The 21,495-nt window shown below is 74.6% G+C and carries 23 protein-coding genes; 14 read left to right on the top strand and 9 right to left on the bottom strand.

Annotated elements, in window-relative coordinates:
• Positions 1 to 67 precede the first annotated feature (67 nt).
• Positions 68 to 871 carry a trans-aconitate 2-methyltransferase gene (locus OG455_RS35935; protein ID WP_266300465.1) on the top strand — a complete coding sequence of 268 codons (804 nt, stop codon included), beginning with the start codon at positions 68 to 70 and terminating at the stop codon, positions 869 to 871.
• 68 nt (positions 872 to 939) lie between these two features.
• Here OG455_RS35935 and OG455_RS35930 read toward each other — a convergent pair whose 3' ends face one another.
• Entirely contained in the window at positions 940 to 1,500 is a 561-nt protein-coding gene (locus OG455_RS35930; protein WP_266300464.1) for a histidine kinase, read from the bottom strand.
• Between the two features lie 290 nt (positions 1,501 to 1,790).
• Here OG455_RS35930 and lnt point away from each other — a divergent pair, with 290 nt between their 5' ends.
• On the top strand, positions 1,791 to 3,344 hold the full coding sequence (gene lnt / locus OG455_RS35925; RefSeq protein ID WP_266300463.1) for an apolipoprotein N-acyltransferase: 1,554 nt from the start codon (positions 1,791 to 1,793) through the stop codon (positions 3,342 to 3,344).
• A gap of 66 nt (positions 3,345 to 3,410) precedes the next feature.
• Here the strand turns inward: lnt and ligD are convergent, their stop codons facing one another.
• Complete coding sequence (ligD, locus tag OG455_RS35920) at positions 3,411 to 4,424, bottom strand: non-homologous end-joining DNA ligase (RefSeq protein ID WP_266300462.1); 1,014 nt, start codon at positions 4,422 to 4,424, stop codon at positions 3,411 to 3,413.
• A gap of 70 nt (positions 4,425 to 4,494) precedes the next feature.
• Here ligD and OG455_RS35915 point away from each other — a divergent pair, with 70 nt between their 5' ends.
• The 6 genes from OG455_RS35915 to OG455_RS35890 all read left to right on the top strand — a co-directional run bounded on the left by OG455_RS35915 (position 4,495) and on the right by OG455_RS35890 (position 8,777).
• Positions 4,495 to 5,592 carry an ATP-dependent DNA ligase gene (locus OG455_RS35915; protein WP_266300461.1) on the top strand — a complete coding sequence of 366 codons (1,098 nt, stop codon included), beginning with the start codon at positions 4,495 to 4,497 and terminating at the stop codon, positions 5,590 to 5,592.
• Positions 5,593 to 5,646: 54 nt separating this feature from the next.
• Complete coding sequence (locus tag OG455_RS35910; RefSeq protein ID WP_266300460.1) at positions 5,647 to 5,880, top strand: DUF3040 domain-containing protein; 234 nt, start codon at positions 5,647 to 5,649, stop codon at positions 5,878 to 5,880.
• A gap of 124 nt (positions 5,881 to 6,004) precedes the next feature.
• Positions 6,005 to 6,499 carry a hemerythrin domain-containing protein gene (locus tag OG455_RS35905; RefSeq protein WP_266300459.1) on the top strand — a complete coding sequence of 165 codons (495 nt, stop codon included), beginning with the start codon at positions 6,005 to 6,007 and terminating at the stop codon, positions 6,497 to 6,499.
• Between the two features lie 46 nt (positions 6,500 to 6,545).
• Entirely contained in the window at positions 6,546 to 6,827 is a 282-nt protein-coding gene (locus tag OG455_RS35900; RefSeq protein ID WP_266300458.1) for a DUF6158 family protein, read from the top strand.
• 55 nt (positions 6,828 to 6,882) lie between these two features.
• The gene (locus tag OG455_RS35895; RefSeq protein ID WP_266300457.1) at positions 6,883 to 7,512 is read left to right on the top strand and encodes a TIGR03086 family metal-binding protein; all 630 of its coding nucleotides are present in this window, start codon (positions 6,883 to 6,885) and stop codon (positions 7,510 to 7,512) included.
• A gap of 248 nt (positions 7,513 to 7,760) precedes the next feature.
• Positions 7,761 to 8,777, top strand: coding sequence for a hypothetical protein (locus tag OG455_RS35890; protein ID WP_266300456.1), 1,017 nt, complete (start codon positions 7,761 to 7,763; stop codon positions 8,775 to 8,777).
• 71 nt (positions 8,778 to 8,848) lie between these two features.
• Here the strand turns inward: OG455_RS35890 and OG455_RS35885 are convergent, their stop codons facing one another.
• Positions 8,849 to 9,076: a DUF2277 domain-containing protein gene (locus tag OG455_RS35885; RefSeq protein ID WP_266300455.1), complete on the bottom strand. Its 228-nt coding sequence runs from the start codon at positions 9,074 to 9,076 to the stop codon at positions 8,849 to 8,851.
• A gap of 140 nt (positions 9,077 to 9,216) precedes the next feature.
• Between OG455_RS35885 and OG455_RS35880 the strand changes: the two genes are divergently transcribed.
• Positions 9,217 to 10,356, top strand: coding sequence for a pyridoxal phosphate-dependent aminotransferase (locus OG455_RS35880; protein WP_266300454.1), 1,140 nt, complete (start codon positions 9,217 to 9,219; stop codon positions 10,354 to 10,356).
• Here OG455_RS35880 and argJ read toward each other — a convergent pair.
• Positions 10,344 to 11,498 carry a bifunctional glutamate N-acetyltransferase/amino-acid acetyltransferase ArgJ gene (argJ, locus tag OG455_RS35875; RefSeq protein WP_266300453.1) on the bottom strand — a complete coding sequence of 385 codons (1,155 nt, stop codon included), beginning with the start codon at positions 11,496 to 11,498 and terminating at the stop codon, positions 10,344 to 10,346. The genes OG455_RS35880 and argJ overlap by 13 nt on opposite strands.
• Positions 11,499 to 11,668: 170 nt before the next feature.
• Here argJ and OG455_RS35870 point away from each other — a divergent pair, with 170 nt between their 5' ends.
• The 3 genes from OG455_RS35870 to OG455_RS35860 all read left to right on the top strand — a co-directional run bounded on the left by OG455_RS35870 (position 11,669) and on the right by OG455_RS35860 (position 14,679).
• A complete protein-coding gene (locus OG455_RS35870) occupies positions 11,669 to 13,213 on the top strand; it encodes an ATP-dependent DNA ligase (protein ID WP_266300452.1) in 1,545 nt (514 codons plus the stop codon).
• A 128-nt stretch (positions 13,214 to 13,341) separates the two neighbouring features.
• Positions 13,342 to 13,992: an NAD(P)-dependent oxidoreductase gene (locus tag OG455_RS35865; protein ID WP_266300451.1), complete on the top strand. Its 651-nt coding sequence runs from the start codon at positions 13,342 to 13,344 to the stop codon at positions 13,990 to 13,992.
• 192 nt (positions 13,993 to 14,184) lie between these two features.
• Complete coding sequence (locus tag OG455_RS35860) at positions 14,185 to 14,679, top strand: MarR family winged helix-turn-helix transcriptional regulator (protein ID WP_266300450.1); 495 nt, start codon at positions 14,185 to 14,187, stop codon at positions 14,677 to 14,679.
• Between the two features lie 46 nt (positions 14,680 to 14,725).
• On the opposite strand, the gene OG455_RS35855 is transcribed toward OG455_RS35860, so the two are convergent.
• From OG455_RS35855 to OG455_RS35845, 3 genes are all read right to left on the bottom strand, one after another.
• Complete coding sequence (locus tag OG455_RS35855; RefSeq protein WP_266300449.1) at positions 14,726 to 15,403, bottom strand: hypothetical protein; 678 nt, start codon at positions 15,401 to 15,403, stop codon at positions 14,726 to 14,728.
• An 86-nt stretch (positions 15,404 to 15,489) separates the two neighbouring features.
• Positions 15,490 to 16,254 (bottom strand): VOC family protein, encoded by a 765-nt coding sequence (locus OG455_RS35850; protein WP_266300448.1) that lies wholly within the window; start codon positions 16,252 to 16,254, stop codon positions 15,490 to 15,492.
• A 104-nt stretch (positions 16,255 to 16,358) separates the two neighbouring features.
• The gene (locus OG455_RS35845) at positions 16,359 to 17,336 is read right to left on the bottom strand and encodes a YafY family protein (protein ID WP_266300447.1); all 978 of its coding nucleotides are present in this window, start codon (positions 17,334 to 17,336) and stop codon (positions 16,359 to 16,361) included.
• A 106-nt stretch (positions 17,337 to 17,442) separates the two neighbouring features.
• Between OG455_RS35845 and OG455_RS35840 the strand changes: the two genes are divergently transcribed.
• Both OG455_RS35840 and OG455_RS35835 read left to right on the top strand, forming a co-directional pair.
• Positions 17,443 to 18,915: an MFS transporter gene (locus tag OG455_RS35840; RefSeq protein WP_266300446.1), complete on the top strand. Its 1,473-nt coding sequence runs from the start codon at positions 17,443 to 17,445 to the stop codon at positions 18,913 to 18,915.
• Between the two features lie 137 nt (positions 18,916 to 19,052).
• Complete coding sequence (locus tag OG455_RS35835; protein ID WP_266300445.1) at positions 19,053 to 19,259, top strand: hypothetical protein; 207 nt, start codon at positions 19,053 to 19,055, stop codon at positions 19,257 to 19,259.
• Positions 19,260 to 19,329: 70 nt separating this feature from the next.
• Here OG455_RS35835 and OG455_RS35830 read toward each other — a convergent pair whose 3' ends face one another.
• Together OG455_RS35830 and OG455_RS35825 are read right to left on the bottom strand one after the other, a co-directional pair.
• On the bottom strand, positions 19,330 to 21,009 hold the full coding sequence (locus OG455_RS35830; RefSeq protein WP_266300444.1) for a SpoIIE family protein phosphatase: 1,680 nt from the start codon (positions 21,007 to 21,009) through the stop codon (positions 19,330 to 19,332).
• Entirely contained in the window at positions 21,006 to 21,494 is a 489-nt protein-coding gene (locus OG455_RS35825) for a universal stress protein (RefSeq protein ID WP_266300443.1), read from the bottom strand. The genes OG455_RS35830 and OG455_RS35825 overlap by 4 nt, the downstream gene beginning before the upstream one ends.
• Position 21,495 lies beyond the last annotated feature (1 nt).

Genomic DNA, 21,495 nt, shown 5'->3' with positions numbered 1-21,495 from the left:
GAGTGGGTAACACCTCCAGGCGCCAGGAGCACCTTACCCATCTCTCCTCACCATGATCGGCGGCACCATGACCGACACTCAGCTCACCGGCCCCGTCCTGCCCGCCGACCCCGGTCTCGACACCGAGCACGTCTCCTGGGAGGACTGGCAGCGCAGCTGGGACCGGCAGCAGGAGTGGTACCTGCCGGACCGCGAGGAGCGCTTCCGGGTGATGCTCGACGTGGTCGAGGCGGTCGGCGGCCCCGCGCCGCGCGTCCTCGACCTCGCCTGCGGCACCGGCAGCATCAGCCGCCGCCTGCTGGCCCGGCTGCCCGGGGCGAGCAGCGTCGGCGTCGACCTCGATCCCGCGCTGCTGGCCATCGCCGAGGGCAGCTTCGGCGCCGACCCGCGCCTGACCCTGGTCACCGCGGACCTGCGCGACCCGGGGTGGGCCGCCGCCCTGCCCGCCGGCCCGTTCGACGCCGTGGTCACCGCGACCGCCCTGCACTGGCTCAATTCCCAGGACCTGCTGCGCCTCTACCGCGACCTGACGGGCCTGCTCCGCCCGGGCGGGGTCTTCCTGAACGCGGACCGCGCCCGGCAGCCGGACACCCCGCTGCTCAACGCGCTCGACCAGGCCCAGCAGGAGCGGCGGCAGGAGCAGGAGCGGAGCGAGGGCGTGCTCGACTGGGCCCAGTGGTGGCAGGCCGCGGCGGCCGATCCGCGCCTGGCCGCGCCGGTGGCCGCCCGCTCCGCCCTCTACCGCGACCACAAGGACGGCGAGCTGCACCCCGCCGAGTGGCACACCGCCCGGCTCGTCGAGGTCGGCTTCGCCGAGGCGGGCGTCGCCTGGCGCTCGGTCTCCGACGCGCTGGTCACCGCGATCCGCTGACGCCCGCTCTCAGCCCGCCCCGGCCGCCCCGGCCCCCTGTCGCGCCACCGCACCACCGCACCACCGCCTCAGCCCGCGTCGTCCTGCCCCGCCCGCCCGACCGACTCCTCGCCCGGCTCCTCGCCCGGCTCATCAGCCGACGAGCTCGCCGCCCGCTCGGCGGCCCGGACCTCCGCCGCCACCTCGTCGGCCGGGCGGCGCAGCAGTGTGCCGCCATGGCGGGCGGCCAGCTCGTCGGCGAGCTCGCGGTGCCGCTCGTGCAGCTCGACGATCAGCATCGCGTGACCCTCGGCCAGATCCCTGCTGTACACCAGCAGCCCCTCGGCCCCGTCCTGGAACTGCCTCAACTCCGCGGCCCCGCCCAGCACCGTGCCGGCCGTCCAGCCGAGCAGTACCCCGATCGGGCCGCCGAACAGCCCGAGCAGGCCGCCCACGATCCCGGTCGCCACCGTCGGCGTGCCCGCCCCGCGCACCCAGCTCTCGGGCGTGTCCAGCAGCCCCTCGGCCGACCGGCGCAGGACCGCCGCCTGCCGCGCCCCCGGCAGCTCCTTCGCCTCGGCGAAGGCGGCGAGCGCGGCGGTGGGGTCGGCGAAGGTGATGAAGAGCATCGTGTGGGTCTCGTCCGCCATCGTGCTTCCTCTCCAGAACGACGCCGGATCAACTCCGGTCCGGCTCCACGGCCGTACGACTCAACGACCGTATGACTCAACGACCGTACGACTCAACGACCGTACGACTCCACGGCCGCGGCGCCCTCCGGCGCCGCGGTCGCACGGCCCTACGGTGCACGTTAGGCGCCGCGCCCGGGCCCGGCGACGGCGCCACGCCCGGGCGGCCGACCGGCGTGAGCAACGCGACACGCGCGACCCAAGGGGCCGCTGTCATGGTGTCGACAGGCCCGGCAGCGGACAATCGGCCCATGCCGATTCGCACCGCGCTCGCCGTTCCCGCCCGCTACGGCTCCCTGGCCGCGGGCATGCTCCCGGTGCTCGCCTTCCCCGCGCTCGACCTGGCGCCGCTGGCCTGGGTCGGCCTGCTGCCGGGCCTGCTGCTCTTCCGTGCCGCGCCACGGGCCCGGGAGGCGGCGGTGCGCGGCTGGTGGTTCGGCACCGGCTACGTGCTGGCCGCGATGTACTGGCTGCTGCCCTCGGTGGGCCCGGCGCTGCCGGTGATCGCGCTGGTCTTCGGCGTCCTGCAGACCGGCCTCGGCGCGGCGACCTGGGCGCTGCTGCGGCCCCCGCTGACGGCGCGTCGGGCGCTGGCCGCGCTCGTCGTACTGCCCTCCCTCTGGGTGGTCGCCGAGTTCGCCCGCTCCTGGCAGGCGCTCGGCGGCCCCTGGGCGCTGCTCGGCGCCACCCAGTGGCAGCATCCGGCGGTGCTCGCGCTGGCCTCGATCGGCGGGGTCTGGCTGCTCAGTGCCGCCGTGGTCGCGGTCAACACCGCCGTGCTGATCGTGCTGATCGCCGAGCGCACCGCCGTCCGGATCGCCGGCGGCGTCACGGCCGCCGCCCTGCTGCTGGCCGGCCCGCTGGCCTTCGCGCTCACCCCCGCCCCGCGCCCGGTGCGCACCACCACCCTGGCCCTGGTGCAGCCCGGCATCACCCCGGACGGCCCGTCCCGGCTGGCGGCCTCGGCCCGGCTCACCGCGGAGCTGACCGACCGCCCCGACCTGGTGGTCTGGGGCGAGAGCAGTGTCACCACCGACCTGGCCAGGGACACCGCGACCCTGGCCCGGCTCCGCGCGCTCTCGGCGGCCACCGGCAGCGAGCTGCTGGTCAACGAGGACGCCCGGAAGGCCGACGGGACCATCTCCAAGGACGCGGTGCTGATCGACCCCGCCGGTGTCCAGGCCCGGTACGCGAAGATGCGCCTGGTCCCGTTCGGCGAGTACATCCCGTTCCGCTCCGCGCTCGGCTGGCTCACCGGGATCAGCAAGGCGGCGGCCGAGAACCGCACTCCCGGCCACAGCTTCCACCTCTTCCAGCCGGTGGACCGCACCGGGCGCCCGCTGCCCACCGGGGTGCTGATCTGCTTCGAGTCGGCCTTCCCCGACCTGTCGCGCACCGCGACCCTGCAGGGCGCGCAGCTGATCGTCTACCAGTCCGCGACCTCCACCTTCCAGCACAGCTGGGCCCCCGCGCAGCACGCCTCACTGGCCGCGCTGCGCGCCGCCGAAACCGGCCGCCCGGTGGTGCAGGCGGCCCTCACCGGTGTCTCGGTGGCCTTCGACGCGCAGGGCCGCGAGCTGGCGCGCTACGGCACCGGTCAGCGCGGCGTGCTCACCGTCCACCTCGCGCTGCCCGCGCCGAGCGCCCGCACCTGGTACGACCGGGTGGGCGATGTGGTGCCGTGGACGGCGGTGACCGTCACCCTCGTCGCGGCGGCCGTGGCGCTGCGCTCGACCCGCCGCCGCCCGCCCCGCGCCGCCCTGCCCGCGCCGGCGGAGGAGCGGCACCCGGCGGCCCAAGGCTGAACCGCGGAGCCGCCCGGCCGCCACTCACTCCTGCCCCTGCTCCTGCTCCTGCTCCTGCTCCTGCTCTCACTCCGGCCGGGCCCGGCTCGGCTGCACCCGGGGCGGCTCGCCCGGCATCTTCGGATGGTCCGGCGGATAGGGCAGCTCGCCCAGCCCGTGGTCGCGCTCCTGGCGCTCCGCCAGCTCCAGCACCGCCTCCAGCCCGAAGGCCTGCCCCTCCATCCCGGCATACGGATCGCCCAGCTCGGCGAGCCGGTCCGGCACGGTGCGCAGCGTGAAGTCGCCGGGCGCCGCCTCGTCCAGCTCCGCCCAGGTCAGCGGGGTGGAGACGGTGGCCTCGGGGCGGGCGCGCAGCGAGTAGGGCGAGGCGATGGTGCGGTCGCGGGCCATCTGGTTGTAGTCGACGAAGACCCGCACCCCCCGCTCCTCCTTCCACCAGTGCGTGGTGACCTGCTCGGGCATCCGCCGCTCCAGCGCCCGGCCGAGCGCGATCGCGCAGCGCCGCACCTCGGCGAAGTGCCAGGCCGGGTGGATCGGCACGTAGACGTGCAGGCCGCGTCCGCCGGAGGTCTTGGGCCAGCCGGTCAGCCCGCACTCGGCGAGCACCTCGCGCAGTTGGTGGGCGGCCCGCACGGCGTCGGTGAAGTCGGTGCCGGGCTGCGGGTCGAGGTCCAGGCGCAGCTCGTCGGGCCGGTCGGTGTCCCCGCGGCGGACCGGCCAGGGGTGGAAGGTGAGGCAGCCGAGGTTGGCCGCCCAGAGCACGGCGGCCGGCTCACCCGGGCAGATCTCGTCGGCGAACCGTCCGCTGGGGAAGGCGATCCGGGCGGTCGGCAGCCAGTCGGGCGTGTTCTTGGGCGCCCGCTTCTGGTAGAAGAACTCGCCCTCGACGCCGTCCGGGAAGCGCTGCAGCGTGGTCGGCCGGTCCCGCAGCCCGCGCAGCACCGCGGGCGCGACCGCCTGGTAGTACCGCGCGACGTCCAGCTTGGTGTAGCCGGGCCCCGGGTAGTACACCTTCCCGGGGCTGGAGAGCCTGACCGTCCGCTCCCCCACCTGCAGTTCGACCGCGTCCGAAGAAGCCATGGCTCCACGCTAGACTCCCGGGCCGCGGCCCGCGCTGCGGCCCGCGCGGGGGTGGCGCACCATCGGTGCCATGGACCTTCCCGTGCTGCCTCCCCTCGCCCCGATGCTGGCCAAGGCGGTCGCCGAGATCCCCGCCGGCATGCACTACGAGGCCAAATGGGACGGCTTCCGGGCGATCGTCTTCCGCGACGGGGACGAGGTGGAGGTGGCCAGCCGCACCGGCAAGTCGCTGGCGCGCTACTTCCCCGAGCTGCTGGACGCCCTGCGGGCCGAGTTGCCGCCGCGCTGCGTGCTGGACGGCGAGATCGTGCTGGCCCACGACGGACGGCTGCACTTCGAGGAGTTGCAGGAGCGGATCCACCCGGCGGCCTCCCGGGTGCGCAAGCTCGCCGCCGAGAAGCCGGTCAGCTTCATCGCCTTCGACCTGCTGGCGCTGGCGGACCGGTCGCTGCTGGCCCTGCCGCTGGCCGAGCGCCGCACGGCGCTGACCCGGGCCCTGGCCGGTGCGGGCCCCTGGGTGCACCTGGCGCCGGCCACCACCGACCGGGAGCTGGCCCGGCAGTGGTTCACCCGCTTCGAGGGCGCGGGCCTGGACGGGATCATGGCCAAGCCACTGGACGCGCCCTACCGGCCCGGCATCCGTTCGATGTTCAAGATCAAGCACGGCCGCACCGCCGACTGCGTGGTGGCCGGCTACCGCGAACACAAGGACGGCCAGGGCGTCGGCTCCCTGCTGCTCGGGCTGTACGACGCGGCCGGTGTGCTGCAGCACGTCGGCGTCTGCTCCTCGTTCACCGCCGCCCGGCGGCGGCAGCTGGCCGAGGAGCTGGCCCCGCTGCGCCTGGCCGACGCGAGCGCGCACCCGTGGGCGGCCTGGACCGAGGAGAGCGCGCACGAGGCGAACCGGATGCCCGGGGCGCCCAGCCGGTGGAGCGGCGGCAAGGACGGCGAGCGCGCCAAGAGCGCAGCGTGGGTCGCGCTCCGCCCTGAACTGGTCTGCGAGGTCGCGTACGATCACATGGAAGGGACCAGGTTCCGGCACACCACGCGCTTCCAGCGGTGGCGCCCCGACCGGTCCCCGCGCAGCTGTGACTACGGCCAGCTGGAGGAGCCGGTCGGCTACGACCTGGCACAGCTGCTGGCCGACGGCGGGGCGCCGGAGCACTGAGGCCCGAAGGCGCGCCCCATGGTGGAAGGGCCGAAAGGACAGCAGGTGAGGATCATGGTCCTCTCACGGCAGGAGGCTCGGGAGAGTCGGCGGATCGAGACCCGGCTGGTAGCCGAGGATCCGGTGCTGGAGCGAAGATTCGAGCAGTGGCGGCGCAGCCGCGACCGGGTGGCCGAGGCCGCCGCGCTCGCCGCCGGGCGCACCCCCGCACCGGATCCGACCGGTCCGCCGCCCCGGCTGCGCCGCCTGTGGCACGAGATCCTGCGCGGCCGCATCCCGCTGCCGTGAGGCCCTCCGCCGATCGGCTCCCACCGCCGGCCGGCCCCACCCGATCGGCCGCGCCGCCCGGCGGACCGTTCGTTTTGGCACCATCGTTCTCAGGGGAGACGCGAGGCCGAGAAGGTGAGAGCGGATGTCCAGCGACGCGATCGTGCTGCTGAAGCAGGAGCACAAGGAGTTGCAGCGGCTCTTCAAGGAGTACCGCGCGGTCGGGCCCGCCGATGCCGCGGCCCGCGTGGACCTCGCGCAGCACATCGTGCACGACCTCACGGTCCACTCCTACCTGGTGGACGAGGTGCTGTATCCGCAGGTCGTCGCCCTGCTGCGGGATCCGGCGCACGAGGCGCTGCGCGGCTACCGGGACCACCGGGCGATCGACCGGCTCTGCGAGGAGGTGTCGGGGCGCGGGGTCGGTGACCCGGCGTTCACCGGACTGGTGGACTCGCTGCTGTCGGCCGCCGCCCAGCAGATGAGCCAGGAGGAGCGGGAGTGGTTCCCGCAGCTGCGGGCCGCGCTGCGGCGCGCGGACCTGCAGGAGATCGGCACCCGGCTGCTCGCCGTCCGCGAGACGGCGCCACGCCACCCGTCCGGCCCAGTTTCCGACGCTCCGCAGGGGGCACCGGGGTAACAGGGGGGTCGCGACCCGCGAGGTCGACACCGAGGAGGCACCCGCCATGCGATTGACCGCCACCACGGACGGCGCGTCCGAGGGAGTCGCCGCCCGCAGCCTGCTGGACGAGCGGCTGCTGCATGAGCTGGAACAGCTCCACCGGACCAGGCACGAGACCTTCCTGTACGGCTCCGACGAGGCGCTGCGGCACCACACCGAGCGCTCGGCGGAGCTGGAGGCGGAGTACCTGCGCCGCTTCCCGAACCGCCTGGTCACCGCCGGCCGCACCCGCTCCGGCGCCCGCGCCCGGGAGGCCGCCGCCCGGATCGAGGCCACCCCCCGGTGACCGGTCAGGTCCGGCAGCGGCCCACGGCACCCCGGCACGGCAGGACGGGCGGCCGATGAGCCGCGAGCGCGCCGAGCGGCGCCACCGCGAGGTCCTGCGCCTGTACGCCGAGGCGCTGGCCTCCTTCGGCCGCCGGGTGCCGGCAGTGGCCCGCAACCAGTGGCAGGCACCGACCCCGTGCGCGGGGTGGTCGGTGCGGGACCTGGTCAACCACGTGGCGGCCGAGCAGCTCTGGGCCCCGGAGCTGCTGCTCGGCGCGACCCCGGCCGAGGTCGGCGACCGCTTCGAGGGCGATGTGCTGGGCGCGGACCCGGCCGCCGGCTGGGCCCGCGCGGCGGCCGGCGCCCGGGCGGCGTTCGCCGTGCCGGACGCCCTGGCCCTGACCGTGCACCTGTCCTACGGCGACCGGTCGGCGCTGGACTACTGCACCCAGCTGACCATCGACCTGGTGGTGCACACCTGGGACCTGGCCAGGGCCACCGGCCAGGACAGCCACCTGGCACCGGAGCTCGTGGAGTTCGGGCTGCACGAGGTCGCTCCGTACGCGGACCGGCTGGCCGCCACCGAGCGCTTCGCCGCCCCGGTACCGACCGCGCCGAACGCCGACCCGCAGACGAGGCTGCTCGGCCTGGTCGGCCGCCACTCGGCACCGCACCCGCCGGTCGACCCCGAGCTGGCCGACTGAGCCCCCATCAGCTGAATGTCCGCTGACCGTCGGCTGAATACTGCCTGAATGCCACGTGAATCCAAGATGACGGACCGTCAGGCCGCACGCCGACGACGCGTCAGGCACAGCCTCCGCCCCGGTCGCAAGACCGGGCACACCGTCGGATATCGTCCCGCTCTCAGACGCAATGGCCCCGGCCGGTCCACGGACCCGCCGGGGCGGTGCGCCACACCACACTGTGCACCTACGTTCAGGGAGCAACACCCGTGCACCACCCCCTGCGCCGGACTCTTCCGGCACTGGCGGCGCTCGGCATAGCCGTGACCGCCCCCCTCCTGACCGCCGGGCCCGCCCAGGCCCACGAGGTCGACCACTGCGACAGCGCGACGGTCGAGTACTCCGTCGACAACGGCGCCACCTGGCAGAACGGCGACCGGATGGCCCAGCCGCACGGCACCATCCAGGTCAAGCTGGACGGCGACATCAGCAAGGGCTGCTCGTACCAGATCTCGCTGGCGTCCTACAGCACCGAGGGCCCGACCTGGCCCACCTCGGGCACCCAGAGCTTCCTGGGCTGGGCGACCACCACGCTCTCCCAGAGCCACCGTCAGGCGAAGCTGGACGTCAGCGGCAGCCTGCCGCCGTGCTTCGGCCAGATCGACCTCTACAGCGGCGGCACCAAGTTCGACGGCACCAAGGGCAACGGGCCACTGCCCAAGTACCCCAACGGGGTCTTCTCGAACAGCCTGATCAGCGCGTGGAACGGCGGGACCGCCTGCCAGGGCACCCCGACGCCCACCCCCTCGCAGAGCGCGAGCCCGTCGGCCTCCGCCTCGGGCTCCACCAGCCCCTCGCCCTCCGCCTCGACCTCCACCAGCCCCTCGCCCTCGGGCAGCACCTCGTCGAGCCCCTCCGGCTCGCCGAGCCCGTCGGCCTCCACCTCGGGCTCCACCAGCCCCTCACCCTCCGTCTCGGCCTCGACGAGCACCTCGCCGTCGGCCTCGGCCTCGGTGAGCACCTCGACCAAGCCGAGTTCCTCGGCGTCGGCCCCGGCCGCCGTCGCGGCCACCCCGTCGGCGCCCGCGCCCTCGGGTTCGCCGGTCACCACCGATGAGCTGGTCGGCTCGCCGTCGGTCCAGCCGGTCTCCGCCACGCCCACCGGCCTGGCCTTCACCGGCACCAACGGCGGCCAGCTGGTCACCTTCGGTGTCGGCGGCGCGGTGCTGATCGCCGCCGGCGTCGGCGCGGTCCTCTTCACCCGTCGCCGCAGCGCGCAGCGCTGACCCTGCGGCACACCGTCGCGCCCGTGGCACCGGCCCCGCCAGGCCGGCGCCACGGGCGTCCCGCGTTCCGGCTACTCGGACGCCCGACCACCCGAACCGCGCACCTCCAGGCCCGCCAGCAGCGCGGCAGTGGCCGCGGCGACGGCCGCGACGGCCTGGTCGAAGACCGCGCGGTTGTGCGCGGCCGGGGCCCGGAACCCGGAGACCTTGCGGACGTACTGGAGCGCCGCGGCGTGGATGTCCTCCTCGGTGACCTCGGGCTGCACGGGCGGACGGAGGGTCTTGATGCTTCGGCACATGCCTCCAGTCTGCTCCCCCGGACGGGACCGCCGGGCAGCCGGCCGCGCCCCTGGCGGGCAGGATCTCGACAGGTCGCCCGGTCCGGACGTACCGTCCAGGCACGGCGGGGAACTCTCCGCACACGGAGGGAGACCCACGGATGACCAGACTGCCCGAATTCCGGCTCGAAACCTACCTCTCCCGCTGGGAGTTCACCGCCCGCTACCACCTGACCGCCTCCGACGCGCAGACCATGGCGATGGCCGAGCTGCTCGCCCTGGCGGACGAGGAGGACGCGCGGGCCTGGGAGACGCTGACCCTGGGGTACACCGAGACCTACGGCGATCCCGGGCTGCGCCAGGCCATCGCGGACACCTACGACCTGGCCGGCCCGCAGGACGTGCTCTGCTTCGCGGGCGCGGAGGAGGGCCTCTACCTGGCGATGCGGGCGCTGCTCGGTCCGGAGGACCACGCGGTGGTCGTCACTCCCAACTACCAGTCCGCCGAGACCGTGCCGCGCTCGCTCTGCGCGGTGACCGGAGTGGCCCTGGACGCGGCCCGCGACTGGGCCCTGGACCTGGACCGGCTGGTCGCGGCGCTGCGCCCGAACACCAAGGTGGTCTCGGTCAACTTCCCGAACAACCCGACCGGCAAGCTGATCACCGCCGCGGACTTCCGTGAGCTGGCCCGGATCTGCGACGAGCGCGGCATCCGCCTGTTCAGCGACGAGGTCTACCGCGGCCTGGAGCGCGACCCCTCGACGCGGTTGCCGCAGGCCGTCGACCTGTCGGAGCGGGCGCTCTCGCTCAACGTCACCTCCAAGTCGCTGGGGCTGCCGGGGCTGCGGATCGGCTGGATCGCCTGCCGCGACCGGCAACTGCTGAGCGAACTGGAGCGGGCCAAGCACTACACCACGATCTGCTCCTCGGCGCCGAGCGAGGTGCTGGCCCGGATCGCGCTGAAGGCCCGGGACACCCTGGTGGCGCGCAGCCGCTCGACCATCGCCGCCAACCTGCCGCTCTTCGAGGCCTTCTTCGCCGAGTTCGGCGACCTCTTCGAGTGGTCCGCGCCGGACGGCGGCTGCGTGGCCTTCCCCCGGTACCTGGGCCGGGAGGGGGTCGAGGAGTTCTGCGGCCGGCTGGTCCAGGAGGCCGGGGTGCTGCTGCTGCCGGCCTCGGTCTACCGCTCGGAGCTCACCGCGACGCCGACCGACCGGTTCCGGATCGGAGTGGGGCGCGCCGATCCGGAGCCGGCGCTGGCGGCCTTCGCCGACTGGCTGACCAAGCGTCAGGTGGTGTAGCCGGAGTTCAGTTCGACGTAGCCCGGCGTCAGATCGCAGCCGTAGACGGTGAATCCGGCGTCCCCGAGACCGAGGTCGATCCCGATCACGACCTCGCTCCCGCCCAGGTAGGCGCGGGCCCGGGCGAGCAGCTCGTCGTCCGGCTCCTCGGGGAACACGGCCAGCGCCCCGTAGCGGATGGCCACCTTGGCCGGGTCCAGGTCGAGGTCGTCGTCCAGCTTGCCGATCGCCATCGCCACCCGGCCCCAGTTGGGGTCGGCGCCGTACACCGAGGTCTTCACCAGCGGGGAGTTGACCACCGCCTTGCCCACCCGCTTGGCCTGCGCGGTGTCCCGGGCGCCGGTGACCTCGACCTCGATCAGCTTGCTCGCGCCCTCGCCGTCCGAGGCGATGTCGCGGACCAGGGCCAGCGCGGCCCGGTGGAGCACGGCCTCGAAGGCGGCGGGGTCGACCGGCCCGGCCAGGCCGTTGGCGAAGACCGCGGCGGTGTCGCTGGTCGAGGTGTCGGTGTCGATGCTGAGCGCGTTGAAGGTGCGGTCCATCACCCGCCGGAAGACCGCGTCCAGCTCGCCGGCCGGCAGCTCGGCGTCAGTGAAGAAGAAGGTCAGCAGGGTGGCCATGTTCGGCTCGATCATCCCGACGCCCTTGGCGATGCCCACCAGCACGGCGTCGCCGCAGCGCAGGTGGACCGACTTGGCCCGGGTGTCGGTGGTCATGATCGCCGCGGCGGCCGCCTGGAAGTCGGCGGGGGGCAGCCGCGCGGGGAGCTCCGCCACACCCGCCCGGATCGACTCCATCGGATAGGGCCGGCCGATCACCCCGGTGGAGCCGATCACCAGTTGCTCCGGCGCCACCCCGGCCGCCGCCGCGGCCAGCCGGCGGACCTCGGCGGCGTTGTCCGCGCCGGCCCGTCCGGTGGCCACGTTGGCGTTGCGGGAGATCACCACCATGCCCCGGGCGTCCTGCCGGGCCGCGTCGCCCCGGCTCAGCAGCACGCTCGGCCCGGCGAACCGGGAGCGGGTGAAGACCGCGGCCGAGACGGCGGGCGCCTCGGAGACGACGAGCGCGAAGTCGTCCGCGTCGTCCTTGAGGCCCATGTTGGCCGTCCAGGAGAGGAACCCCCGCGGCAGCGGCCGGTTCATCACACCACCCCCATCTGTATAAGTATTCTGATTTGCGCATACAATATCAGGTGGACGGGACAGCGGACCGGGCGGACGGCCGACCGGCGAGGGTGCGGGGATCCGCCCTCGGCCACCCCTGGCGGCGTGTCACCGGCGCCACGCCCGAACGGCCGGGCGAGCATGGGTCCATGCTGCTGGCCGACCTCGCCCGGACCTCGCGCGAGGTCGCCGCCACCTCGGCCCGTTCGCGGAAGGTCGCGCTGCTGGCCGAACTCCTCAGCGCCACCGAGCCGGCCGAGGCACCCACGGTGATCACCTACCTGGCCGGTCGGCTGCCGCAGGGCCGGCTCGGCGTGGGCTGGAGCGTGCTCGGCCGGCCGGTCCCGCCCGCCCCCGCCGCCACCCTGACGGTCCACCAGGTCGACGCCGCGCTGGCGGAGCTGGCGGCCGTGCGCGGCACGGGCGCGCAGGCCGAGCGGCGGCGGCTGCTGACCGGGCTGCTGGGCGCGGCCACCGGCCCCGAGCAGGAGTTCCTGCTCCGGCTGCTGGGCGGCGAGGTGCGCCAGGGCGCGCTGGACGCCGTCGCCGTGGAGGCCCTGGCGGCAGCGGGCGGCGCTCCCGCCGAGCAGGTGCGCCGGGCGGTGATGCTCGGCGGCACGCTGGGCGCGGTGGCCGGGGCGCTGCTGGCGGACGGGCCGCCGGCGCTGGCGCGGTTCCGCCTGCTGGTGGGCCGCCCGGTGCTGCCGATGCTCGCGCACGCCGCCAAGAGCGTCGACGAGGCGCTGGACCGGCTCGGCCCGTGCGCGGTGGAGCAGAAGCTGGACGGGATCCGGATCCAGGTGCACCGGGACGGAGCGGTCGTGCGGGTCTTCACCCGGACCCTGGAGGAGATCACCGACCGGCTGCCCGAGGTGGCGGCCGCCGCGCTGGCCCTGCCGGCCGAGCAGGCGGTGCTGGACGGCGAGGTCATCGCGCTGGACGCGGCCGGCCGGCCCCGTCCGTTCCAGGAGACCGCCGGCCGGGTCGGCTCACGGCTGGACGTCCCCGGCGCCACCGCGTCACTGCCGCTCTCCCCGGTCTTCTTCGACCTGCTCGCGGTGGACGGCCGGGACCTGCTGGAGCTGCCCGCCGAGCAGCGGCACGCCGAACTGGCCCGCCTGGTGCCCGGGTCACTGCGGGTGCGCCGGCTGGTGGCGGCGACCCCCGCCGAGCCGGCCACCCGGCGGGCGGCGGGCGAGTTCGCCGCGGCGGCCCTCGACCAGGGCCACGAAGGCGTGGTGGTCAAAGCGCTGGACGCGCCCTACACCGCCGGACGGCGCGGCACCGCCTGGCTGAAGGTGAAGCCCGTGCACACGCTGGACCTGGTGGTGCTGGCCGCCGAGTGGGGCCACGGGCGGCGCGCGGGCCGCCTGTCGAACCTGCACCTGGGCGCACGGCGTGTGGACGGATCGTTCGCGATGCTCGGCAAGACCTTCAAGGGACTGACCGACGTCCTGCTCGCCTGGCAGACCGAGCGGCTGGCCCGGCTCGCGGTGGAGCGGCCGGCCTGGGGCGTGCGGGTGCGGCCCGAGCTGGTGGTGGAGATCGCCTTCGACGGGGTGCAGCGCTCCTCGCGCTATCCGGCGGGGGTCACGCTGCGCTTCGCGCGGGTGCTGCGCTACCGCGAGGACAAACCCGCCGCCGAGGCGGACACCGTCGAGGCGGTGCGGGCCCTGCTGCCGAAAGAATCCTGACCGGACGGAAATACCTGACTGCTCAGATACTGTTGACTCAGATGATGGTCGCTACCGCCCATCGGCCCCACCCGCTCGTCAGTCCCACCGCTCGTCAGTCCCGCAGCATCCCTAGAGGAGGACCTCGCATGTCCAAGATCGCTGTCTTCGGCGCCAACGGCACCATCGGAAGCGCCGTCGTGCGCGAGGCGCTGAGCCGCGGCCACCAGGTCACCGCCGTGGTCCGCGACCCCGCCAAGATCACCGAGAGCTCCCCCGCCCTCACCGTCACCCAGGGCGACGTGCTCGACCCGGCCTCGGTCCACGCCGCGGCCGCCGGGCAGGACGCGCTGGTCAGCGCGGTCGGCGGCGGGGACGGCCCGGGCCACCTGGCCACCATCGAGCCCGCCGCCAGGTCCCTGGTGACGGGCCTGCGCGCGCTCGGCGACCAGGCGCCGCGGCTGATCGCGGTCGGCGGCGCCGGCTCGCTGCGCACCCCCGACGGCACGCTGGTCTGGGACGCCCCCGGCCTGCCCGACTGGCTGCTGCAGATCATGCACGCGCACGGCGACGCCCTCGACTACTACCGCACCGTCAGCGACGTGGCCTGGACCAGCCTCAGCCCGGCGGCGCTGATCGAGCCCGGTGACCGGACCGGCTCCTACCGCACCGCCCAGGACGACGTGGTCGCCGCCGCGGACGGCAACAGCAAGATCTCCGTCGAGGACTACGCGGTCGCCGTGGTCGACGAGATCGAGCGGCCGGCGCACCTCGGCGAGCGGTTCACCTGCGGCTACTGACCGGGCTGGCCGTCCGGCCGCGGCGGGCGGCACCGGCACCGACTGGACCGGCGCCGCCCCACTGGCCACGATAGGGGCCGACGAACCTGCCGAACCTGACGGACCCGACGGACCCGGCGAACCTGACGGACCCGACGGACCCGGCGAACCTGACGGACCCGCCGAACCCGACGATGCCGAGGGAGATCCAGCGTGCCCGAGCCCGACCAGCAGCCCCGCAGCGTCGCGCAGGTGGCCGCCGACCCGGGGATCCAGGCGGTCGGCGTGCTGCTCAACACCTCCGCGCTGATCGAACGGCTGCTCGCCGGCGCGATCCAACGGGCTGCCGGGATCAGCCACTCGATGTTCGAGGTGCTGCTCATCCTGGCCGCCCAGCCCGGCGGTACCCCGGTCAGCCGGCTCTCCGGCGGCCTGGTGCTCACCAGCGGCGGCGCCACCCGGCTGATCGACCGGATGACCGAGGTCGGCCTGGTGACCCGGACCCCCTCGCCGACCGACCGGCGGGTGCAACTGGTCGCCATGACCGAGCAGGGCGAGCGCACCCTGCTCACGGCCGCCGCCGCCCACACCAGGGAGGCCGAACGGCTGCTGCACGGGGCCCTCGCCCCCGCCGAGGCCACCGCCATGGTGGACGCGCTGGACCGGCTGGGCCGGCACGCCCGCGCCGAGCTGCCGCCGCTGGGGTAGCCGGCGCGCCCGCCGAGCGCGCCGGCTACCCCAGCGGCACGAGTGGTCAGGGCGCCGGGTTGCCCGGGCGGCCGTTCAACCGGCCCGACCAGCGCGGCTCGACCACCGACCAGCCCTCGGCCCACTCGCGCAGGCAGCGGCGCTCCAGCGCGCGGCGGCGCATCGCGTGGCCGGCCAGGACCGCCGCACTCGCCAGCAGCCAGGCGCCACCGCCGAATCCGATTGCCAGCAGGACCAGGCCCGCGGTGGTCGGCGGCGGCGAACCGAGGCGTCCGTCGTCGGTCACCCAGACCGGCAGCGTGGCGCCCGCCGACGCCGGACGGTTCAGCGCGACCCGGCCGGTGCCGCTGTGCCCGGCGGGATACTCCCAGGCCACCGTCACCCGGTCGCCGCCGTTGAAGCGGAAGCCGGGTGAGCTGGCGTCAGGCCGGGGCGGACCGAGCACCTCGGCCCGTACCCGGTGCAGCTGGGCGGCGCGGGCGGCCACCTGCCGGGGCGCGCTCGCCACACCGCGTACGGCCAGCAGTGAGCCGAGCAGCAGCGCGGTCAGCAGGCCGAGCACGGTGAGCAGTTGCCCCCGGCTGCGGACGCGATCCAGCTGCCGACCGAGCGGCCCGAGGTCGCGGCCGAACGCGAACCGCAGCTGCCGGCCGAACGCGCGCAGCGGTCGGCGGCGCCATCGGGACAGCGGTGCTCCAGGGGGGTGTTCAGGGTTGCGCCGCACGGACATCCCTCCCCTCCCGTGCCGCACTGATGATCCGACGATAACTCAGACAATGGCACTTTCGACACGGGTGGTACGCAGGATCATCACCCCTCGGTACCGGCCAGGTAGACGCCGAAGCCCGCGCCCTGCGGGTCGCTCAGCACCGCGATCCGCCGACCGCCGGCCAGATCCATCGGAGCCAGCAGGGTGCCGGCGCCGAGGCCGGCGGCCCGCCGCACCACGGCGTCCACGTCGGTGACCGCGAAGTACGGCCGCCAGTGCGGCGGCACCTCGGCCGGGACCCGGTCGTCCAGCCGCATCATCCCGCCGAAGTCGGCGCCGTCGACGCCCCACTGGGTGTACCACTCACCGGCCGCCACGCTCCAGCCGAAGACCCGCGGGTAGAACTGGAGGGCGCCGGGGACGTCCCGGGTCAGCAGCTCGACCCAGCCGAGCGAGCCCGGCCGGTTGAACACCGCCGCGCCGCCGAACCGCCGCGGCTGCCAGAGCGCGAACACCGCCCGCGCCGGGTCGGCGACCACCGCGAACCGGCCCGCGTCGAAGACGTCCATCGGCCCCGTCACCACCTGGCCGCCGGCCGCGGTGACGGCCGCCGCGGTGGCGTCGGTGTCGGTGACGGCGAAGGAGACCGACCAGGCGGTGGGCTGTCCCGGCGCGTACAGCGGGGTCAGCGCGGCCACCGGGGCGCCGTCGAGCAGCAGCATGGTGTAGCCGCCGGCCTCCGGACGGGGATCGGTCTCGGCCCGCCAGCCGAAGAGCTCCCGGTAGAACGCGGCGGCCGCCGCCGGATCGGCGCTCCCCAACTCGACCCAGCACGGGCCGCCGGTGACCACCTGATCGTTCTTCACCTGACGCTCCTTCGGATCCCTGACGTGCCTGGGGGACTCTAGCGCCCGCCGATGGTCCGCCCCGGGCAGCGCGCCAGCGCCGAACGGGGGATCGCGCCGTCCCGTCAGGCGGTGGCCCGACCGTCCCCTCGGGCGGTGGCCCGGCCGATCCGCTCGCCCAGCTCCCGCAGGTGGTCGAGGAGTTCGGGCGGCTCCTCGACCTGGAACTCGCAGCCGAGCGCGAGCAGCCTGAAGGCCAGCCACTCCAGGGTGTCGGCCGACGAGCACAGCCGGCAGCTCACCGCGTCCACCGGCTCCAGCCGCACCGGCGCCTGGCCGAGCCGCAGTTGGGCCTGGACCAGCGGCAGCCCGAGCAGCACCACCGCCGTGAAGGTCTGGGCGTGCAGCCGCAGCTTGGCCGACACGTACGCGGCGGCGTCCGCCGCGGGCAGCTCGCGCGGTGCCACCCGCACGCCGGTGGGCCGCGCCGCCGCGATCCGATCGACCCGGAAGATCCGCCAGTCGTCGCGGTCGTTGTCGAAGGCGACCAGGTACCAGCGCCGCCCGGTGGCGACCAGCCGGTGCGGCTCGACCAGCCGCAGGCTCTCCGCGCCGTCCGCCGCCTGATAGCCGAACCGCAGCCGTTCCGGACCGGCCACCGCGCCGGCCAGCACCGCGAGCAGCTCGGGATCGACCGCCGGTCCGCCGCCCGGCAGCGGCACGGTGGCCGCGGTCAGCGCCCCCACCCGGTGCCGCAGCCGGGCCGGCAGCACCTGGGCGAGCTTGGCCAGTGCCCGCACCGAGGCCTCCTCGATCCCGCTGACCGCGCTGCCGGCGGCCGTGCGCAGCCCGACCGCGATCGCCACCGCCTCCTCGTCGTCCAGCAGCAGCGGCGGCATCGCCTGCCCGGCCGCCAGTCGGTAGCCGCCGACCGAGCCGAGCGTGGCCTGCACCGGGTAGCCCAGCTCCCGCAGCCGTTCGACGTCGCGGCGGATGGTCCGCGGGCTCACGCCGAGCCGCTCGGCCAGCTCGCTGCCGGGCCACTCGCGCGGTGTCTGCAACAGGGAGAGCAGGCTCAGCAGCCGGCCCGGGGTATCGGTCACGGGATCCAGGATGCCGGAGAACTGGGACAGGAGCTGACCTAGTTGGCCGCTACGGTCGGTCCGGACGACGAACCGAACACCGACGCAACAGGAGACGCTGCACCTCATGACCACGACGACAGCACTCGATCGGCGGCGCTGGATAGCGCTGGCCATCGTGATGACCGCCTCGTTCATGGACCTGGTCGACGTGACCATCGTCAACATCGCGGTGCCGAGCATCCAGCGGAACCTGGGCGCCTCGTTCAGCGCGATCCAGTGGGTCACCGGGGGTTACGCGCTGGCCTTCGCGATCGGCCTGATCACCGGTGGACGGCTGGGCGACGTCTACGGGCGCAAGCGGATCTTCCTGCTCGGCATCGGCGGCTTCACCGTGGCCTCCGCGCTCTGCGGCCTGGCGTCCGACCCCGGGATCCTGGTGGCGACCCGGGTCCTGCAGGGCGGCACGGCCGCGCTGATGGTGCCCCAGGTGCTCTCGATCATCCACGCCACCTTCCCGGCCGAGGAGCGCGGCAAGGTCTTCGGCATGTTCGGCGCGATGGTGGGCCTGGGCGCGGTCAGCGGACCACTGCTCGGCGCGCTGCTGACCGAGTGGGACCTGTTCGGCCTGCAGTGGCGGCCGATCTTCCTGATCAACCTGCCGGTCGGGGTGGCCGGGCTGCTGCTCGGGCGGCGCTTCATCACCGAGTCGCGCGCCGAGCGCGTCCTGCGGCTCGACCTGGTGGGCATGGCGCTGGCCGGCCTCGGCCTGCTGATGCTGCTCTACCCGCTCACCCAGGGCCGGGAGGCCGGCTGGCCGCTCTGGGGCTTCGTCTCGATGGGCCTGAGCGTGCCGGTGCTCGGGCTCTTCGTCGCCTACGAGCGGGTCAAGACCCGCCGGGACGGCTCACCGCTGGTCGAGCTCTCGCTCTTCCGGGTGCGCAGTTTCGCCGGCGGCGTCGCGGTGCAGCTGATCTTCGGGGTGACCTGCGGGATCTTCTTCCTGGTCTGGACGCTGTGGATGCAGATCGGCCTGGGCTGGAGCCCGTTGCGGGCGGGCACCACCGGGGTCCCGTTCTCGATCGCGGTCTCGGCCGCGGCCGGGATCTCGGTGCAGGCCCTGGTGCCGCGCTTCGGACGCAAGGTGCTGCAAGCCGGCGCGCTGGTGATGGCGACCGGCGTGCTGCTCTACCTCGGCGAGGCGCACCGGTACGGCACCGGCATCCACCCCTGGCAGATGGCGCTGCCACTGGTCGTGATGGGCCTGGGCATGGGGCTGATCGTGGCGCCGCTGACCGACGCGGTGCTCGCCGAGGTGCCGCGCGAGCACGCCGGCTCGGCCTCCGGGCTGATCAACACCACCCAGCAGCTGGGCAACGCGCTGGGCCTCGGCCTGGTCTCGGTGGCCTTCTTCGGAGTGGTCGACACGGCCGCGCCCGGGCAGGCGGTCGGGGTGGTCTTCACCCACGCCTTCAGCCACGCGCTCTGGTGGCTGGTCGGCTGCCTGCTGGCGGTCTTCCTGCTGATGTTCGCGCTGCCGGCGCGCACGGCGGCGGCCCCGGCGCCAGCGGACTCCCGAGAGCCGCAGCTGGTGGGCTGATCGGCGCACCTCGAAGGTCTTCGGCGGCCATCAGGGTGAAAAAGTCCGTATGCAATTAACTGTCGGGTCGTCAGGTGGTGCATTCTCATCGTCATCACGGGCCGAAATCCGCGGCCCGCCGGATAAGGGGAATACGCATGCGACTTCGCACCGCCCTGATCGGCTTTGCCCTCGCCGGACTGACCGTCGCCGGGACCGCCACCGCCGCCAGCGCGCACAGCATCAGCGGTTACCACGCGGGCTACGCCAGCGGCAGCGGCAGCATCATCGCCGGCCACGGCACCGTCGGCAAGACCTACCAGTTCGAGGATGGCCACGAGGCCGGCTTCACCGCCGGCGAGTGAATTCCGCCGGAGCGCGCATTCCGAGCTGAGTGCGCGGGCTGAGGGAATAGTGCCGGGCGCTGATGGACCATCAGCCGCCCGGCACAGCCGTGCCCGCCGGTTCGTCCCCGGGCCCCAGTCGGCGCAGCAGCAGGAGCGCGGCGTCGTCCTCGGCCTCCAGCCGCCCGCCCAGGGTGTCCCGCAGGTGGTCGGCCAGCGCTGGCAGCTCCACGGGCCCCTCCGCCAGCACCCTGGCCAGCCGGGCCAGGCCCAGCTCCAGGTCCTCCCCCGGCCGCTCGACCAGGCCGTCGGTGTAGAGCAGCAGGGTGCCGCCCGGCGCCAGGTGGAAGTCGGTGTGCGGGTAACCGTTCGGCAACCAGTCGGCGGGCAGACCCAGCGGCAGGCCGGTGGCCACCTCGATCAGCTCGACCGTGCCGTCGGCGTGCCGCACCAGCGGCGGCAGGTGTCCCGCGTTGGCCGCCCTCACCTGACCGGTGGCCAGCGAGACCTGGGCGTAGAGGCAGGTGGCGAAGCGGTCGGCGTGCAGCTCGGCCAGGAAGGCCGAGGCGCGGGTCAGCACCTCGGCGGTGCCGTGGCCCTCGGCGGCGTAGGCGGTCATCGCGATCCGCAGCTGCCCCATGATCGCGGCGGCCTCGGTGTCGTGCCCCTGCACATCGCCGATCGCCACCCCGACCACGCCGCCGGGCAGCGGCAGCGCGTCGTACCAGTCGCCACCGATCCAGACGCCCTCGCGCGCGGTGCGGTAGCGCACCGCGAGCACGCCGCCGACCAGCCGGGGCAGCCGGCGCGGCAGCATCGCGTTCTGCAGCCCGGCCGCGATCTCCCGGGACTGGTCGACCAGCATGGCGCGCTGCAGGGACTGGGCGATGGCGCTGGCCAGCGTGGTCAGCAGGGTGCGGTCCTCGCTGCTGAAGCTGCGCTTGCCCTCGTAGACCAGGGCGAGCGCGCCGATCGGACGGCCCTGCGCGGTCAACGGCAGGAAGGCGGCGGCGGTGGCCAGGCTGTCCTGCAGTTGGTCGGCCAGGTCCGGGTAGCGGCGCACGAACACCTGGCGCGAGGTGAAGAAGGCGGGCTCACCCGAGCGGACCACGTCGTTCAGCGGCCGGGGCTCGGTCAGCCGGGCCTGGTGCAGCGCGCGGACCCGGACGTTCACCTGCCCGACCGCCCCGACCAGTTTGATCCGCCCCTGGTCCACCACGCCCAGGGTGATGCCCTGCGCGCCGAGCCGGCGCATGCTCTGGTCACCCGTCAGCGCCAGCACCACGTCCTCCACGGTGAGCGCCTCACCGAGCGCCTGCGCCACCTCGCCCAGCGCCGTCTCCTGGCGCCGGCGGTCGTCCTCGGCCATCAGCCGCAGTGCCGAGTGGGCCAGCTCCGCGGTCGCGTCGCGCACCACGCCGACCACCCGGATGCCCTCGCGGCCGGGCTCGCGGACCACCTGCCCCTGGGTGTGGGTCCAGCGCATCGAGCCGTCGCGGCGGCGGATCCGGAAGTAGCTGCTGTACGAGTCGCTGCGCCCGGCGCGGATGTCCTCCACCAGCTTGAAGAGCCGGATCACCTCCTCCACCGGGATCCGCCGGGTGAGCCCGGCCGCCATGCCGTCGTACTCGTCCGGTCGCAGGTCGAAGACGGCCAGGCCGACGGGGTCCAGGGTGAACCGCTCGGTGGCCGGGTCCCACTCGAAGCAGCCGATCCCGGTGGCGGCCATCGCCTCCACCGGGTCGACGTGCGGTGGCGGGCGCTCGGTCATCCGTCACCGGCCGGTTCGTCACCGCCGTGGTGCTCCCCCGACCTGGCCCGGACCACCACCGCCGGGCACGGCGCGTGCTCGACCACGTGGCGGCTGACCGAGCCGAGCAGCACCCCGGCGAAGCCGCCCAGCCCCCGGCTGCCGACCACCAGCAGCTCGGCTCCCTTCGCCTGGCCGAGCAGCGCGACCGAGGCGGGCCCGGGCAGCACCAGTTCGCGCACCGGCACCGCCGGCTCTCCCCCGGTCACCTCCCGCACGGCCTCGGCCAGCACCTGGGCGGCGAGCCGCTCGGGGTCCAGCTCGGCCGGGGGCGGCGGCACCATGCCGCCGGCGAACGCGTAGCCGGCCGGCAGCTCCCAGACCATCACCGCCTCCACCACGTCGGCCCCGGTCACCCGGGCCTGCTCGATCGCCCAGCGCAGCGCCTGCGCGGCACTCGCCGAGCCGTCCACGCCGACCACGATCCGCCGCTGCTTCGCCACCATC

This window comes from Kitasatospora sp. NBC_01287, assembly GCF_026340565.1.
Lineage (GTDB): Bacteria > Actinomycetota > Actinomycetes > Streptomycetales > Streptomycetaceae > Kitasatospora.
Note: the sequence above shows the minus strand (reverse complement) of the source record. Positions and strands in the feature narration are given on the sequence as shown.